The following is a 16,986-nucleotide window of genomic DNA, read 5'->3' as shown; positions in this document are numbered from 1 at the left end:
CAACTCCACTACTACTGCCAGCTCTTCAGGAATCAGGGGCGCAGGCTGAGGCTGTGACCTTTCTGGGCTTGCGCACCGACGGAGGTTTCAGCCTGCGGTAGTGGGTGGCTCTGGAGCGGCCGGTCAGCCGATGTGCGGCCGTGATGCCCAGCTCCAGCTCGATGCCGGTGAACGCCTCGTCCACGATCGGGTCGGTGGCGTGCGTCAACCGGCGCCCTAGGAGATCACCTCCCAGAGCAGCGCCGCACGTTCAGCCCCGAGTACAAGCTGCGGATCGTTACCGAGTGCGAAGCCGAGCCCATCCGGGTCTCTTACGGCGTGCGACACCAATTTGGACAATGATCGTGACACTGGAAGTAGTAGGTGTCAAAGCCATCGAGCCGGACAAAGTACGTGTCGAGATACCCGGCGTTGTGGCCTTCCGAGGCCTGGGGTGGCGCCGTTCAGGGTCTCACTCCGGGCCCCATGGAAAGGACATGACAGCCTCCTGGCCGTCTGAGCGGTCACCGACCTGACGACAGACGTGCCCGAGAGCTCGCGTCCGCGAACACTGGGCATCGAAGACAAGATCCAAAGTTCGATGACATCACTCGGCTGAGGACGCCGCCGACGCGTGTGCACGCGCGCCCTGGCCAGCACATCTCGTCACCGCGCCCCCGTCGGCTCGCCAGTCACATCCACAGCGCCGTCACTGTCCGCAATGCCGCGCAGTGACCTCGACACGCGCTCGATGGCTTTGACACCTACTACTTCCAGTGTCACGATCATTGTCCAAATTGGTGTCGCACGCCGTAAGAGGTCCGGATGGACTCGACGCGCCGCTGACCGACCAATCGCCCTGAGTGCCGGACCACGCGAAAGATGCCCCTGCCACTCCTGGCGACCACGGGGGCTGCTCCCATCTCCAGGGAGTCGATCAGGCCAGTGCAGCCGTACATTAGCGGCCCGGTCTTGTGTTGCTGCCCATAGCAGCGTCATTGTGGCGCTGGCTGCCAGGAGTCGCGCCGGGCATCTTTGCCGCTGGGCCGACTTACCTGGCCGACCTGAAATCACACCAATCCTGGCCGAGCGGAGTACGCGGGGCTGATAGTGTTCAGAGCTTCCATGCTGACCAGAAAGTACCGATTAACCGGCTAGGACGGACGCGCGTGGTCGAAGGCCGTCGCCTTCGACGCAGCACTCGACTCGCATTCGTCGGCGCAGCGATTTATATGACCGTTTATCTTTGCACGAAGCATCTTCAGTTGCGGAGAGCGCTGAACGCCACCTTGCCATGGGGGCCTCGTTTTAATACTTTAAAGGAATTGCAAGGCCTCCCGTGTCCACGTCGCCCGACGGGGCCTCTTCTGCTAAATGAGTACTTCAAAAGTTTGCCCGGCGAACGACCTGCAAGTATCCAAGGTCCACCTGCGGCGTCGGGCCCGAATATGATAACAACCATACTATTTATCATGGTCGGCTGGCGAGACCGGAGGAAATTGATGATCAAACAGATCGCTGCTAGATGCCGAACTCGTCTGCTCCATAACTGCGAAGGCCGTCGTAGACATGCGTTCCGAGACCTGGGGGCTTCGCACCGTGGGCACTCGGCAGACTGGGATGATTCTCCGCCTGCTTCAAGGACTGTGGTAAACCAAGATGCTGCAGGGCATTCTCCTGCTGGGAGCGCAAGTGATTTGCGAGGTCACAGCCAACGCGCTTTCTGGGAAGAACCGCTTGCCGCGATGCTGCTGCCGTGTGGTGCTGCGTGACAAACCAAAAAAATCTCTGCCATGTGTGCGGAGCGGATTCGGGATGCGGGCCGTGCGAGTACTGTCTTCGCCGGCTGAAGACAACGCTGGACTCAGCACCGGGCATCTATGCGCAGCTGCACTGTGCTTTGACTGTTCCGGCTCGTTCAATGGTGCTAACCGTGCGGCGTCAGTCGAAGCGCCCCTCGTCCACAGCACCGCTACGCGAGTTGGTGCTTATGCGGGCGCACGAGCTGTCGTCCGCGGTCCAGACGTGGTCCGCCTTGGCTGTGCCGCAGACGCGCTCGCGACAGCCTGCCCGAGCCGGATGGCTGTTGCAGAGGGCTTGCGTAGCGCTGACCCGTGAGCTGCCTGAGGCCGCCGCTACGGCGAAACTGGGCGGCCATGCCGCCGCCGTTCTGGTGGCGACTGCGCGGGCCCGGCGGGTGCTTGGCAACGAGCCCGCCATCACCTCGTTGCCCGGGTGTTGCCCTGCCTGCGACCTGCGCGCCCTGACGTATCGCGAAGACGAGTATCTCGTGGAGTGCCGCTACTGCCGCGGTGCTTGGCCGGCACACCTGTTCCTGCTCGATAGCCGGCCGACTGTCTGATTCCACAAGGAGTAACAATGGCCTACCCCTCCGATCCACGGCAGCGACTGCTCACCGCGGTCGAAGCGGCCCAACTGCTCGGCGTCACGCCGAACTGCGTTCACCAGTGGGTGCACCGTGGGCATCTCAGGCCGCTGGCCCGGTTGAACCGCAGCCGGACGCTTCTCTTTCGGGAAGACCACGTGCTGCTCGCCGAACGCGCCCGACGGACACGCCATGCCGAGACTGCCGTCACCGCCCCCGGCTTCCTGACCGCTGGCCTTCACATCGGCCGCCTCCCGTCCGACAGGCGCCCCCAGCGGTTCACTCAAAGGTCCGGCACCGTTACGGCAACGTGCAAGAGCGTGCGCCGGACCGTTTCGTCGGCCGGCAACGTGAGCCTGAACAGACTTCGAGTCCGCGTCCACCCCCGCTTCGTGGGCCGCACGGTCACCCTCCAACTGGTCGGCCGGCAGATCCACGTGCACACGGACGGCCTCCCGTCACAACGCTTGACCTCCCCGCTCCCCCCGGAGCAGTGGGCCAAACTGCGAGCCGCACGGACGCCCTCACGCCCCACGAGCCATTCCACCGCCCTCCCCCTTCGGTCCAACTCGGATGGGCCCGCCTCGCTGACCGCTCCCTCCCTGACGAGCACCCGCCGTCTACCCGCCCAGGGTGCCTCGGCCGCCTCGGAATGTCCGCCACGGCCGCGCGAGGCCGCCGGACAGTGCAGGGTTTGTTCAAGACGGCCGTGACGGCGTGCCGTTACGGCCGATAGTGCTTCGTGGACCTCGGCGTTGTCAGTGAGTCCCGGCGCGGGGGCTGTGGCGATCGATGATCCCATGATGTGCCGACGGGAGGTGCCGAGCAGGGCCAGCATCACCAGGCTCGCCCATAGCGCACGCCTATCAGCGGGCCGATCCTTCAGACCAGTGTCTACTGCCGGCCGGGCCAGGAGGATCCAGCGCCCGGCCTCCGCGGTACTCCGACGCCCGGTGAAGCTGACAGGTCGTCGCGCCAATTCGGGGCTATGAGGTCATCTCATTTGGATAGCTGGACAGGCTTCGCGGGTGGTGATCGTGGAGCGTCTGGTGCCGGACGAGTTGTGGGCGCCATTCCGGTTGGTGGTACCAGCCACGCCTACACGTCCACAGAGTGGCGGTCAGCGTCGGTACGGGGATCGCGAGGTGCTTACGGCGATCGTTTTCGTGGCGACATCGGGGTGCATGTGGGCCAAGTTGCCACCGTGCTTCGGGCCGTCCGGCCTGACGGCTCACCAGCGCTTCACCGAGTGGAGCAAGGCCCGGGGCCGGGCGAAGCTCCACCAGGTCCTTCTGGACGGACTCGGCAGCCGCGGTGAGCTCGACTGACCCCGTTGCGCAGTCGACTCGGTCAACATGCGCGCCCTGAAGAGGGGAACTGACGGGTCCGAATCCTGTCGATCGGGGCAAGTACGGCTCAAAGATCTACTTGCTCATGGAGCATACCGGTTTATCCCTGTCGCTCGCGGTCCCGGGCGCCACCGCCCACGAGAGCCAGGCACCGCCGCTTCATCCATTCCTACCTTCGACGACGTCAGATCATCGTCCACATCGCCCGCCGAGGCGTCGAGTCATCGAATCTCCTCGGCCGGCACCGCCGGGTGGTCGAATTGATGATGTGTCCTTCGATGCCTCGCTCCGCAGCCTCGATGCAAGGGAATTTCCACACCGTCCGGCGAGCCATAGAAGGCAAGCTTGTAGTGCTGGGGCATGATTCCAGCGACCTCGGTGATTCGCACAATACGGTCATTGAATCCTGACAGGAGAGAACCGATCTTTAATTCGCCAATTATTGCCGCAACGAGTGATGAGGACGCAACGGAAATGTCCTACCTCCTGGCTCGGCTGCATGTAGTAGAGCAACGCGTGAGGCGTGCATTGTTCGAGCGCCTCCGGACCTCCCCGGAAGGCGCCGGCAACCCATATCAAGGGCTTTATGTTACTGAGCAAACAATCATTCGATTGCTCGGCGCATCTCCCACCTTCGACCTGGATTCGCACCATGACGGAGAAGATGAGGAACCCATTGGCGACGGTCTGACGAATGAAATCAAGAGATCGCTGGCGACGGCAAATGCTATGGCAAACCGCATCGAGGCCAGCGGTGTCCACGTACGGATAAGAGGTCTGGCCAAGAACTGCAGGCTGTCAGCGCTGGATACCGAGCTGCTACTGATCGCCTTCGCACCTGAGATCGACCCCCGCTTCGGTCGGTTCTACGGTTACCTGCACGACGATATCAGCCGCCGCTGGGCCTCCGTCGGCCTCGCCCTGGAGTTGTGCGGGGCAACGCTCATGGGTGCCGAATTTCGCACACGCCTCAGTCCAGGATCACCTCTGCTGGACTACAAGCTGCTCACCATCGAGGACGACGACCAACCACTTCTAGCCCGCAGCCTCCGTCTGGAGGAAAGGGTCGTCGGCCATCTACTGGGCGACGATCGGCTCGACTATCGACTGCATGGCATCGCTCGATGTCTGACCTGCCCGAACTTGCCGGTGGGTACCCAGGCGAAGGCCGAGGCGGACCGGCTCGCTGCTCTCCTCATCCCCAGCACCATCGACGGCCGCCTCGTCTACCTGCGCGGGACGCCGGACAGTCCGGTGACTGAGGTTGCTGCCACAATCACGACTGCCGTAGCCCGCGACCGTGGCAACACAGGTGAGGTAGTGATTGTTGACCTCTCCAAGGTCCCCGCCCCAGTAGACATCCAGCTTGTGCTGGATAGCGCCGCCAGGGAAGCGCGCCTTCGTGGGACAGGTCTGGTCATCGGCCCGCTCGAACGCCTGCCGGTCGCGGCGGCAGAACGGGCGGAGATGCTACGCGCCCTGAACGACCTGGCAATGCCTGTCGTACTCACCGGGTCCAGTACCTGGGATGCACGCTGGTCCGATCCGATGCCGCTGGTGGCTGCGTTGGCCCCGAGTGGACAACACGAGTACAGCCAATGGTGGAAGGCGGAACTGGGTGAGCCTCACGGCACACTCGCCGACTCGACAGCCCTGTCTCTCTACCGGCTGGCTCCTCATCAGATCCGCACCACCGTCACGGCTGCCAGTGCCCAAGCAGCTTTTGAACAAAACCCATTGATGGTCAACCAACTCTGTCGGACCGCCCGTCTGCACAACTCCGCAGATCTGGAGCGCCTTGCGTGCCGAATCGAGCCGTCCGCAACCTGGGACGACCTGGTACTGGCTGACCTGCCCAAGCAGCAACTGCACGAACTGGCTGACAGGATCCGTCACCGCGACACCGTACTGAGCGACTGGCGGCTGCGCCCGGCGCACGGCCGCGGCAGAAAGGTGGTGGCACTGTTCACCGGCGAGTCCGGCACCGGCAAGACACTGGCCGCCGAGGTGCTGGCATCCGGGACGGGCGTCGACCTGTATGTGGTGAATCTCGCCACCGTGGTGGACAAGTATATCGGCGAGACGGAGAAGAACCTTGAACGGATCTTCACCGCAGCCGCAGAAGTACGTGGAATGCTCTTTTTCGACGAAGCCGACGCGCTTTTTGGCACACGCTCACCGATTTCCGATGCGCACGATCGCTACGCGAACATCGAAGCCGCCTATCTGTTGCAGCGCCTGGAAACCTTCGATGGAATTGCGGTGCTGGCAACAAACCTTCGTGGCAATGTCGATCAAGCGTTCTTGCGCCGCCTGGACGGGATCATCCATTTTCCAAGCCCGGGGGTCGCCGAACGATCCAAACTCTGGGATCTTTGCTTGGGCTCCGCTCCGCCGCGCGACCTTGATCTAGATCTTCAGCTAGTTGCCTCAGCCTTCGAGCTGACCGGAGGAAATATCCGGTCATGCGCACTCACAGCCGCATACCGGTCTGCTCGTACTGGGCACCCCATTACCACGTCCGACCTGTTCGCCGCGGTCGAAGCCGAGTACCGCAAGATGGGCCGCTTGGTTGATGAGAGCCAATTCGGAGAGCGGTGATTGTCAACGCCCTTTCGAAGTCGACTTGCGGCCGGATCCACAAAGCCCTCTCGGCGTTGGCGGGGAAGCTTCCACGCGCGTCTCTCGCAGCGCAATGGCTACCAGGCGGGTGATCAGCTGTCGGGTAGGCACTGCGACACCTGTCTGGACGACATCAAGGGTTCAAGTTTAGCAGCCCCGGATTTTCCCCAATCGAATTCGATGAAGGAGAGGTAGCCGCGCTCCATCTCAGGCCAGCATGTTATACGATTCGCACTCTTGCCGACGGAAATTCAGGAGAGAATATGCGCATTCGATCCGGCACTCTCGCAGCCACCCTGACTGCTGCCGCCGTGCTGACCACAGCAGCACTTCCGGAGCAGTCGGTGGGGCAGCTATCGGTTCCGCCGATTCCTCAGCCGTTGATGCGGCCATGGGGTCCCCTGATGCCATTTTCTGTGATGTCATCGAATTCCCCACCCTCACTTGAGTCTACTTCTTCGGGAAATTCGGCATCATCATCGCCCCTGGCACGGCCGTCGGCAGCATCTGCGTCAACGGTTTGCATCCCGACAAATGGGTCATGCGATATTCAAGTCCAACTTGATCCGAAGAGCAAATCAGAAACTCACCATTTGACTCTCCATTTGGTCTGGTAAGAAGTTTTCCCACGAAGGTGTGATCATCCAGCGATCGTGGCATGCACCTTCGTAATCGATCGTCCTGCCATGACCAGACGGGCAGTGCCAGGCCCGCAAGACCAGATCCTTGGCCACGGCCTCCTTGCCGACCCGGTGGAACGGTACGTCCGCGAGCGCCTTCCGCTCTAGCATCGCCCGGGCCGGCGCGGCTTGCTGAAAATCTCGCATGAAACTGCAAGGCCACGATTCAACCTGTCCGTCCGGGTGAGGGAGGTGTTCTCATCTTGGCGTTTTCGAGCCGGTGATCCCTACTTCAAATCCGCTGTCCAATGGATCAAGCGCTCACTCTGAAAGGAATCAGGTAGTCCACGGTGGATCGAATCACGGTAAGTGTCCATGCTGAGGACCCGCTCTTGGAAGCTGGCGTGGTGAGCTATCTCCGGGTACGGCCAGAGATCCAGCTACTAACGGCCGATGACGACACTGCCGGCGAAAGCGAACAGCCGGTTGTCAACCTTGTCGTGGCCGAGACTCTGAGTGAACCGATCCTGAAGACGCTGCGCCAGCTGCATTACTCGAGCTCTGGCTCTTCGACGACACTCCTCATCGGACACATCGAAGAAGCCGATCTGATGGTTGCCGCATCCTGTGGAGTCCGCGCACTACTCTACCGGGACGTTCTCACCTCCGAACATCTCGTGTCGACTATCGTCTCCGTGGCCAACGGGGAGGGTGCCGTTCCCGGTGATCTGCTGGGACGCCTACTTGGCCAGGTGGGACAGTTGCAGCAGCGGGTTCTCAACCAACATGGTCTGACCATCGGTGGCCTCACCAAAAGGGAGGCGGAGATCCTGGAGCTGGTGGCTCAGGGTTACGACACCGCAGCAATCGCCCGACGAATCGGCTTCTCAGAGCGGACCGTCAAAGCTCTTCTGCACGGTGTGGTCGTCCGGTACGGGTTGCACAACCGGACTCATGCCGTTGCCTACGCGATCCGCCAGGGCCTGATTTGAGAGCCGTGGATCTTAGAGGACGTTAAGTCCGTTTCTGGTAGCGGCCGCGTCCCGGTTGGTCGAGGAGTCCCTGGCGAACGAGTCGTCCCAGGCGGGAGCGGGTGACGTTGATCGAGGGCTCGTCGGTGGGCAGCCCGAGGAGTTCGTGCAGGTCACGGACCTGGAATACCCGTCCGGGATGATCGTTGAAGGCGGTCACGATGCGCTGGTAGACGGTGGCTGGTCCCTCGATGGCGTGTGTGGATTCGGCAAGGGCGAGCCCGTCGATGACCTTGCCGGCGGTGACGAGTTCGGCGAGACGGGCCTCGACCTCGGCCAGGGCATGGGTGAGCTGCTCGATCTGTTCGCGCAGCCCGTCGGCTCGTGCGGCAGTCTCGTCGTGTTCGGCCTGCAGCAGCCCCAGGAGTTCGGTGACGTTCACGCGGCCAGCTCGACGTCGTCGCGCCAGGCAGGACTGGGGGTGGTGAGGCGGCGGAGCATGCCGGCGGTGGAGGCCCAGTAGACGCGGGAGGCGGCGTTGTCCAGCCGGTGGTCGTAGTCGCGGGCGAGGCGCCGGTGGAGCATGAGGGTGCCGTTGACCTGCTCGACCACCCACCGCTTCGGTTGTGGGACGAAGCCCTTGCCCTGGGCGCCGGGGTTGCGGCGGACCACCTCGACGGTGATGTCGTTCACCGCCCCATGGATGATCACGGCGTCCTTGAAGCCCCGGTCGACCAAGACCTTCTCCAGCCGCATCCCGCATCGTTCGGCTGCCTGGTCCAGCAGGGCGATGCCGGCCTCGTTGTCATGCGCGCTCGCGGCGAGGACCACCACGCCGATGATCAGGCCCAGCACGTCGACGGCCAGGCCCCGCTTCCTGCCGGGTGTCTTCTTGTTCGCGTCGAGTCCCGTCGTCTCCTTCGGCACCCCGGCCGCCACGCGGACGGACTGGGGTCGATGATCACCAGGGACGGGTCCTCTAATCGTCTGGCCCGCTCCCGCACCTGGCAGCGCAGGATCTCCTGGATCCGCTGGTCAAGACCGTCCTGGCGCCACAAGGTGAAGTAGTAGAACAGCGCCGACCAGGCCGGGAAGTCGTGCGGCAGGAGTCGCCACTGGCAGCCCGTCCGGTTCTGGTACAGCAGCGCGTTCACGACCTCGCGCAGGTCGCAGGAACCCGGGTGCCCGGTCGCCGAGCGCGACACCCGCTCCCGCTTCCAGGCGGTGACCAGCGGCTCGATCAAGGCCCACTGCCCGTCGGACAAGTCCGTTGAGTACGGCATACGTTCCATGCCCCAACAACATCATGCACACGACATGCGAGTCAGTCTGAACGACTCCGTACACACGAACGGGCGACACCAGATCATCCAGAAACGGACTTAACGTCCTCTTAGTGGGCGTTTTGTTGATCTTGTTCTTATATAAGGCTTTCATTCATGCCTACTTTCGCGGCACTATGCCCAATAAGAGCAGATTGCTTTGTCATCGATTGCCGGCTGGGCTGTCCGCCTCATCCGCTTCTGCCGACCATCTGAGGCCCTTCATCAGATATGGCCTACCGGGGTAGGGCTGCCCGGCGGGCAGCAGTAGAGCGCTCCGGGTGCGGAGTCTTGACCGCACCGGTCGATCCGTCGCTGTAGCGAACGATGCACCGTTCCTCCGGAAGGGCCCCGCATCTGGAGCAGGGGAAGCCGAGCCAGCCGGCGCCGGGATCTGCCCATCCGGTGGCCAGAGCGTGCACCGCTGATGGCGGCAACGGCGTCTGGCCGCGTTGCCAGGGAGACTGCAGCGGCCGTGTGCTGGTTGCGCTTGGCTCACACACCTTGTGGACGGGCTTGCCCCGGGTACCGCGCACGTTGCTGAACAGGGTGGGCGACTCTGTGATGGGATAGCCGCACACCGCGCAGACAAACGGGTGGTGCCGGGTGCTTTGGCGCTGGACCGAGCGGGACTGCTGTGCGGGCACGACCTCCGCCATTCCGTCCGCTCGAGTCACGGTGACCGGCGCGGCGGGTGGAGTGTCGTACGAGCGGAGGTCGGGGGCGGCGGCGTGGGTCTGCCCCTTGCGGCCGCCTCTGCCGATACGTCGGAGCATGACCAGCACCGTAGTGCACCGTTCCCCGACCGGAGGCGGAGGATGGACCGGCCGGGGCAGGGTTCGCCCGGACGAGTGGCAGGTCGTAAGTCCACCGTTGACGCCCGGGCTCCGCGCCCTGCGACTCAAGGTCGATTCGGGGCCCACAGCGGCGCGTACTTCGGATGGTTTGCGCTTTGTGAAACTGGTCGCGCGCGGGGCGGACCACCACGCGCAGGGGGCCGGAGTCGGCGGTCGCGAAACCCCGAACTCCAGCCGCATCTACCCCAGCCACTTCGGGTCCCTCCCTATGGCGAGCCCTCACCGAACCCCGACTGGGAAGCTCCAAGACAGGGGACTGACGCAGTACCCTGGCGAACCACGACGGTCAGTCCGCCATGTCGTCCGGCGGCACTTCGGGGAACCGGAGCTCCAGCAGCTCGTGCGGCGGAACGAAGCCCGCCCGCCAGTACAGCCGTGTACTGCACTCGGACGGCCACGTCACCAGCGTCTCGAACCCTGCGTCGCGGGCATAAGCCCGAAGCGCATCCAAAAGCTGATGCCCCAGCCCGTGACCTCTGTGGGCCGGCGTGACATAGATTTCGGTCACACACCCCCACATGGCCGGTCCTGGATAGGGAACTGGCGCGTTCTCAACCGGGTGCAGCAACACGTGCCCGCACACCTTACCGTCCACCTCTGCGACCCAGGCCAGAATGGACTCATTTTCCAGCCGCTCATGCAACCATGTACGGCAGGCGTCCAGAAGCGCCGGCTCCGTCAAAGGCACAGGTGCGTCGCCGTGGTCTTCTCGTGTGAAGTCCCACCGCAGCTCTGTCAGCACCGGCGCATCGCAAGTGCCTGCGCGGCGGATTCTCGCGTCGATCATCCGCCAAGCATCTCACCTTCCCCGAGATAATCGACACCAAAGCTTCATGTGGCGTAGGACATCCTATGGAATGCCACTGACTGCTGCTCAAACTGGGTCAGCTCGAGGTAACCGAGTGTGGAATTGTCGACGGCGGAGACCCTGAAGAGCAGCCAGCGGAATAACCTTCATTCTCGCCTGATGGAAGCTGGCCTGTCGCTGCAGCTCCCCAGCCCCACAACGGTGGCATGGCGCCCTGACAGCACGCCACCAACTGAGCTGGACAACTGCATCGGTAATCACCTTTCCTGGGTCGACGATATCCGAGCGCCAGGGCGTCCATTGGTCACCCAAGGTACAGCGATCGGGAAATCGTCGGCCGGGAGGGCGCCTGGGAGTGAGCTCTTCTCATCCGTGGCTGGGAGAAGCAGCGCCATCCGGGTGTAGACGGTGACCGGTCGGCTGATCCATCTCGGCTGCACCGCCGACGCTCGTGAATGTGCAGACGTAAGAGGACATTTCATTTAGGTGGCTGAGTAGGCTGCAGGTGACGACCGTGGAGCGCCTTGTCCCGGACGAGTTGCGGGAGCTGTTCCAGTTGGTGATGCCGGAGGCGCCGACTTGGCCGCAGGGCGGTGGTCGGCGGCGCTACGGGGATCGTGAGGTGTTGGCGGTGATCGTGTTCGTCCCGACGTCGGGGTGTACGTGGACCCAGCTTCCGCCCTGTTTCGGTCAGTCCGGGCCGACCGCCCACCGGCGGTTCACCGAGTGGATCAGGGCCCGGGTGTGGGCCAAGGTCCACGGGGTCGTCCCCCTCTCTGTCAGCCTTGGGTGAGACGTCCCGCTTTGTCGGGTTAGCCCGAGAGGGCCCGAGTAGGAGTTCCACCCCTGATGACCAGCACCAAGCCGTCCGCAGCCGACCCGGCTCCCGGGCCGAAGCGCCGCACGTTCAGCCCCGAGTACAAGCTGCGGATCGTCACCGAGTACGACGCCGCGCCCGAGGGCGAGAGGGGTGCGGTCCTGCGCCGCGAGCGTCTGTACCACTCCCATGTCACCGAGTGGCGGGCCGCGCGCGATGCCGGGGCTCTGGGGAACCTGGTCGATCACCGCACGAGCCCGGCCCGTCCGAAGAAGTCTGCCGCCGAGGTCGAGAACGAGAAGCTGCGCCGACAGGTGGAACGGCTGGAGAAGGAGCTCGCTCGGAACAAGGCCGCGTTGGAGGTCCTGGGAAAAGCGTCGGCGCTCTTGGAAATGATCTCCGAGAGCGCGGACTGAGGCACGCCGCCGATCCCGTCGTGGACGAGGCGTTCACCGGCATCGAGGGCGAGCTGGGCACCACCGCCGCATGTCGGCTGACCGGCCGCTCCCGGGCCACCCACTACCGCAGGCTGAAGCCTCCGCCCCCGCGCGGGCCCAGGTCCCCGCAGGTCCAGCCGTCGGCCCTCAAGGCCGAAGAACGCGCTGCGGTACTGGAGTTGATGAACAACCCCGAGTACGCCGAACTGCCTCCCGCACAGATCTGGGCCCGTGAGCTGGATACCGGGCGCTACCACTGCTCGGTCTCCACGATGTACCGGATCCTGCGTGAGCGCGGGCAGTCCGGTGAGCGCCGCCGCCAGGCCACCCACCCGGCCAGGACGGTGCCCGAACTGGTCGCCGACGGCCCCTCCCAGGTGTTCACCTGGGACATCACCAAAGCAGCCGGCCCCGGCAAGGGCATCTGGTACCACGCCTACGTCATCATCGACATCTTCAGCCGCCACATCGTCGGCCACACCGTCGAATCGGCCGAATCAGCCGAGCGGGCAGAGGAGTTGATTCGCGAGACCATCGCGCGCAACGGCATCGTCCCCGAAACCCTGCACGCCGACCGCGGCACCTCCATGACCAGCAAGAAGGTCTCCCAACTGCTGATCGATCTCGGCGTCACCAGGAGTCACTCGCGCCCCAAGGTCAGCAACGACAACCCCTACAGCGAGGCCCGGTTCAAGACCACCAAGTACATGTCCGACTACCCCGAGCGGTTCGACTCCCTGGCCCACGCCCGCGAATGGTTCGACGCCTTCATCTCGTACTACAACCACGAGCACAGGCACTCGGGCATCGGACTCCACACGCCCGCCAGCGTCCACTTCGGCACCGCGGAGGAGATCCGTGACCAGCGGGCCGTCACCCTCGCCGAGGCTTACTCGCGCCACCCCGAACGCTTCGGCCGCCGCCCCAGACCACCCGAAATCCCGAAAGCGGCGTGGATCAACGACCCCGCCAAACACAGGGAACCCGCACCACAAACCTCATAGCGTCACGACCATCTCACTGGACTTGAAATCTTCCGGACCAGGGCTTCAAGGACGCCGTGATCATCCACGGGGCGGTGAAGGACATCACCGTCGAGGTGGTCCGCCGCAACCCCGACGACGTGGGCAAGGGCTTCGTCCCGCAACCGAAGCGGTGGGTGGTCGAGCAGGTCAACGGCACCCTCATGCTCCACCGGCGCCTCGCCCGCGACTACGACCACCGGCTGGACAACGCCGCCTCCCGCGTCTACTGCGCCTCCATCGCCGGCATGCTCCGCCGCCTCACCACCCCCAGTCCTGCCTGGCGCGACGACGTCGAGCTGGCCGCGTGAACGTCACCGAACTCCTGCGGCTGCTGCAGGCCGAACACGACGGGACCGCTGCACGAGCCGGCGGCCTGCGCGAACAGATCGAGCAGCTCACCCATGCCCTGGCCGAGGTCGAGGCCCGCCTCGCCGAACTCGTCACCGCCGGCAAGGTCATCGACGGGCTCGCCCTTGCCGAATCCACACACGCCCCCGAGGGACCAGCCACCGTCTACCAGCGCATCGTGACCGCCTTCAACGATCATCCCGGACGGGTATTCCAGATCCGTGACCTGCACGAACTCCTCGGGCTGCCCACCGACGAGCCCTCGATCAACGTCACCCGCTCCCGCCTGGGACGACTCGTCCGCCAGGGACTCCTCGACCAACCGGGACACGGCCGCTACCAGAAACGGACTTAACGTCCTCTGAGGGGGCCGGGTCACGGCAACGTGGCCCGGCTACCCAACTTACACGCTCGCCGACGAATGGAAACAGACCATGTTGACAAGCACGGACAGCGCCTAACTCCGCGGCATTGGGCGACCGGTGTCCTGCCCATACAGGAGGCCGTGCTGCCTGAACATGGCCTCGGCTTCGCCTGGCGAGGGGAGGAGGAATTGGAGATGGTGGCGAGGGGGGATCCAGGCCGTTCTCGAAGGAGAATCCCATGTTGTATAAGGCTCCCGGTGTCTACGTGGAGCAGGTTCCCAGTGGTGTGCGCGTCATCGCAGCGGCCGCAACATCGGTCGCGGCTTTCATCGGCCCCACTGATACGCCTTTTGCGACCCCTCTGGTCCCGGAGAAGGTCAACACCTGGCAGGAGTACCTCGATCAGTTCGTCGACCTCACGGCCTCAGCCACCAAGCCGCAGATGACGAATGCGCTGTACGGCTGGTTCACCAACGGCGGCGGGCCGTGCTACATCCTCAACGTCGATCCCGCCTCCACGAATCTGGATGCGGCGCTGGACGCGTTGAAGGCCCAGCTGGATGTGACGATGGTGGCGGTCCCCGGCCTCGATGACATCACCGGCATCGACGCTGCCGGTCGGCCCCTTGCTCAGAAGGCAGTGGTGAACCACTGCGAGGCGATGGGGAACCGGGTAGCGCTGCTCGATCTGCCGAAGGGCACCATCCCGACGGACGCCGCGAACCTGGACCTGGGCCTGACCGGCCTTACGGCTTCCTTCGCGGCGGTGTACTACCCGTGGCTGCAGGTACCGAGTGCGTACGATGCCAGTCCGGTGCTGATTCCACCGAGCGGACATGTGGCGGGGACGTGGGCACGCACCGATGCCGACCGCGGAGTGTACAAGGCCCCGGCCAACGTGGCCGTCAACGGCCTGCTCGACCTGGAATTCACCCTGACCGACGACCTTCAGGGCCCTCTCAATGACAAGGGCTTCAACTGCCTGCGGACTTTCCCTTCCCAGGGCAGCCTGGTGTGGGGGGCCCGGACTCAGGCCGTGACCGACGTGGACTGGCGCTACCTGAACGTCCGGCGCTACGTCAATTTCCTGAGCGACTCCATCAAGCAGTCCACCCAGTGGGCCGTCTTCGAGCCCAACAACGCAGACCTGCAGGCCAGGGTCCGCGGCACGGCCACCAGTTTCCTCACTGACCAGTGGCGCAGCGGCGCCCTGGTCGGAAAGACCGCGGCCGATGCGTTCTATGTCGTGTGCGATGAGACGAACAACACTCCCGCGACCATGGCCCAGGGCCAGCTCATCTGCGACATCGGCGTGGCACCGACTCGGCCGGCTGAGTTCGTCGTGTTCCGCATCACCCAGACCTACGGCGCCTAGAGGCCCGACTCCTAGAGGAGCTAAGAGATGACTACCGGTAATACGCTGACGCCGTTCCGTTTCGCCATCGACCTGGGAAACTATCAGGTGGAGACGGTGCAGGCCGTCTCTGGCCTGCAAATCGCTGAAGATGTCATTGCGGTGACCCAGGTGAGCCCGAGCGGTGAACTGATCTACCGGAAGCAGCCGGGTGCTCCCCAGAGCGGTCAGGTGACAGTCACTCGGGGGATGGACAAGAGCACGCAGTTCACGAACTGGCTCAAGGCAACCTTGCTGGATGCGAATCTGGACGGCGCTCGGCAGCATGTGACGATCAAGATGATCGACGCGCAGAAGAACGTGGTGCGCCGTATCGGACTGGTCAACTGCTGGGCCAGTGCATGGAGCGGCGCAGATCTGCAGGCTGATGGGAGCGGTCCGGCGTTGGAGACGGTCACGCTTGAGTTCGAAGACATCACGGTTGAGCCGTAATGACGACCCAGATGGCCTACCAGACTGATCAGCTGACGGAGGGTGGCGCAGAGCCGCTGCGGACGGAGTTCGAGTTCGATCTCCCGATGGGATACGTGGACCAGGCTGGCCGGGTCCACCGGAACGGTGCCATGCGCCTGGCCACCGCACGTGACGAGCTGTCTCCGTTGATGGATCAGCGAGTGCGAGAGAATCCCGCCTACTTGGGGGTAGTGCTGCTCAGTCTCGTGATCACTCGCTTGGGCGAGGTGCGCCACGTGAGCGCTGAAGTCGTGGAGCAGCTGTTCGCCGCGGACGTGGCTTATCTGCAGCGTTTCTACGAGCAGATCAATGCTGTTGACCCTGAGGGCCCCGGAGCGGGTGAACGCCTGGGGGAATCCTGATCCACCCGGCGCGACGGCTCTATGAGGAGGTCGCATACCTCGCGTATCACTTCCACTGGCCGCCGGGTGATCTGCTCGATCTCGTACACGGAGACCGGCTCCGCTATGTGCGCGAAATCGGCCACATCAACACGCGTATCAACAGAGGCGGATGATCCACATGAGCCATGGCAGGTCAGTGCTGCCGAAGCAGGAGGTCGCAGAGGCCTTCAGCAAGGTTGAGCCAGTACTCGATCTGCAGGGCTTCCGTGATCGTCTGTCGGCCTGGCAGGTACAGTGGATGTCCCTATCGGGGCACGAACTGTCATGGACCTGCCTGACACGGATGCCTTACCCAGCGTGTGCGGCACGTCGGTCCAGTGGCGCACACGCGTTGGACGGAACGGGGCTCGGGCCTTTCCTTGTCTGGCGGTCGAGTCCTGACGAGCGCAAGGGGCCGTCGGCCGAGCGTCTGTCAGGACTGGTCGCGGATGCGAAGGTGAGTACAGCTGGGTACCGTACGCCCGGTCCTTCAGCGGCTTCGTCTTTCCTCACGCCGCCCCCCGTGGGGACTGGTGTCTATGACGGCCGGCCCGTGCGGCAAACACCCCCCTCGCCTGCTCCGCCCGGCCCCAGCCCAGGCTCAGGCCCTGCGCTGTCGGCACGCCTGACCACCGGTGCCACTCCCCCGCTTCCCTTGGTAGGGATGGGTACGGCGCTGCCGATGGTAGGGATGGGTACGGCGCTGCCGACCCTGCCCACCAGCACCCTGAAGACAGGCCCAGCGCTGTCGGCACGCCTGACCACCGGTGCCACTCCCCCGCTTCCCTTGGTAGGGATGGGTACGGCGCTGCCGATGGTAGGGATGGGTA

At 64.1% G+C, this 16,986-nt stretch carries 14 protein-coding genes and 4 pseudogenes; 13 read left to right on the top strand and 5 right to left on the bottom strand.

The window, feature by feature from the left end; all coding sequences use genetic code 11:
• Positions 1-25 precede the first annotated feature (25 nt).
• Positions 26-184 (bottom strand): hypothetical protein, encoded by a 159-nt coding sequence (locus ACZ6EM_RS37355; RefSeq protein ID WP_465774362.1) that lies wholly within the window; start codon positions 182-184, stop codon positions 26-28.
• Positions 185-2,358: 2,174 nt separating this feature from the next.
• Between ACZ6EM_RS37355 and ACZ6EM_RS37350 the strand changes: the two genes are divergently transcribed.
• The 4 genes and pseudogenes from ACZ6EM_RS37350 (at position 2,359) to ACZ6EM_RS37335 (ending at position 7,948) form a co-directional block, all read left to right on the top strand.
• Positions 2,359-3,078, top strand: coding sequence for a helix-turn-helix domain-containing protein (locus ACZ6EM_RS37350; protein WP_465774361.1), 720 nt, complete (start codon positions 2,359-2,361; stop codon positions 3,076-3,078).
• Positions 3,079-3,393: 315 nt separating this feature from the next.
• A pseudogene (locus tag ACZ6EM_RS37345) lies at positions 3,394-3,974 on the top strand (transposase); the annotation flags it as partial.
• Positions 3,975-4,113: 139 nt separating this feature from the next.
• A complete protein-coding gene (locus tag ACZ6EM_RS37340) occupies positions 4,114-6,315 on the top strand; it encodes an ATP-binding protein (protein WP_465774360.1) in 2,202 nt (733 codons plus the stop codon).
• Between the two features lie 1,033 nt (positions 6,316-7,348).
• Positions 7,349-7,948: a response regulator transcription factor gene (locus tag ACZ6EM_RS37335; protein WP_401051623.1), complete on the top strand. Its 600-nt coding sequence runs from the start codon at positions 7,349-7,351 to the stop codon at positions 7,946-7,948.
• 22 nt (positions 7,949-7,970) lie between these two features.
• On the opposite strand, the gene ACZ6EM_RS37330 is transcribed toward ACZ6EM_RS37335, so the two are convergent.
• The 4 genes and pseudogenes from ACZ6EM_RS37330 to ACZ6EM_RS37315 form a co-directional block, all read right to left on the bottom strand.
• A complete protein-coding gene (locus ACZ6EM_RS37330) occupies positions 7,971-8,369 on the bottom strand; it encodes a hypothetical protein (protein ID WP_465774359.1) in 399 nt (132 codons plus the stop codon).
• Positions 8,366-9,219, bottom strand: a pseudogene (locus ACZ6EM_RS37325) (IS5 family transposase). The gene ACZ6EM_RS37330 and the pseudogene ACZ6EM_RS37325 overlap by 4 nt, the downstream one beginning before the upstream one ends.
• 266 nt (positions 9,220-9,485) lie before the next feature.
• The gene (locus ACZ6EM_RS37320) at positions 9,486-9,908 is read right to left on the bottom strand and encodes a zinc finger domain-containing protein (protein WP_465774377.1); all 423 of its coding nucleotides are present in this window, start codon (positions 9,906-9,908) and stop codon (positions 9,486-9,488) included.
• A 484-nt stretch (positions 9,909-10,392) separates the two neighbouring features.
• On the bottom strand, positions 10,393-10,893 hold the full coding sequence (locus ACZ6EM_RS37315) for a GNAT family N-acetyltransferase (protein WP_465774358.1): 501 nt from the start codon (positions 10,891-10,893) through the stop codon (positions 10,393-10,395).
• A 520-nt stretch (positions 10,894-11,413) separates the two neighbouring features.
• On the opposite strand from ACZ6EM_RS37315, the pseudogene ACZ6EM_RS37310 reads away from it, so the two are divergent.
• The 9 genes and pseudogenes from ACZ6EM_RS37310 to ACZ6EM_RS37270 form a co-directional block, all read left to right on the top strand.
• Positions 11,414-11,683 (top strand): annotated as a pseudogene (locus ACZ6EM_RS37310) (transposase); the annotation flags it as partial.
• Between the two features lie 80 nt (positions 11,684-11,763).
• On the top strand, positions 11,764-12,147 hold the full coding sequence (locus ACZ6EM_RS37305) for a transposase (protein WP_465774357.1): 384 nt from the start codon (positions 11,764-11,766) through the stop codon (positions 12,145-12,147).
• Positions 12,148-12,167: 20 nt separating this feature from the next.
• Positions 12,168-13,172: an IS3 family transposase gene (locus ACZ6EM_RS37300; protein WP_465774356.1), complete on the top strand. Its 1,005-nt coding sequence runs from the start codon at positions 12,168-12,170 to the stop codon at positions 13,170-13,172.
• A gap of 29 nt (positions 13,173-13,201) precedes the next feature.
• Positions 13,202-13,501, top strand: a pseudogene (locus tag ACZ6EM_RS37295) (IS5/IS1182 family transposase); the annotation flags it as partial.
• Positions 13,498-13,896, top strand: a complete 399-nt coding sequence (locus ACZ6EM_RS37290; RefSeq protein WP_465774355.1) for a hypothetical protein — start codon at positions 13,498-13,500, stop codon at positions 13,894-13,896. The pseudogene ACZ6EM_RS37295 and the gene ACZ6EM_RS37290, both read left to right, overlap by 4 nt.
• 248 nt (positions 13,897-14,144) lie before the next feature.
• Entirely contained in the window at positions 14,145-15,281 is a 1,137-nt protein-coding gene (locus tag ACZ6EM_RS37285; protein ID WP_331768669.1) for a phage tail sheath family protein, read from the top strand.
• 27 nt (positions 15,282-15,308) lie between these two features.
• Positions 15,309-15,752, top strand: a complete 444-nt coding sequence (locus ACZ6EM_RS37280) for a phage tail protein (protein WP_331768670.1) — start codon at positions 15,309-15,311, stop codon at positions 15,750-15,752.
• Entirely contained in the window at positions 15,752-16,135 is a 384-nt protein-coding gene (locus tag ACZ6EM_RS37275) for a hypothetical protein (protein ID WP_331768671.1), read from the top strand. Before ACZ6EM_RS37280 ends, ACZ6EM_RS37275 begins: the two co-directional genes overlap by 1 nt.
• A complete protein-coding gene (locus ACZ6EM_RS37270; protein ID WP_331768875.1) occupies positions 16,132-16,290 on the top strand; it encodes a DUF6760 family protein in 159 nt (52 codons plus the stop codon). The genes ACZ6EM_RS37275 and ACZ6EM_RS37270 overlap by 4 nt, the downstream gene beginning before the upstream one ends.
• Positions 16,291-16,986: the final 696 nt, after the last annotated feature.

This window comes from Kitasatospora sp. NPDC041917, assembly GCF_055589745.1.
Note: the sequence above shows the minus strand (reverse complement) of the source record. Positions and strands in the feature narration are given on the sequence as shown.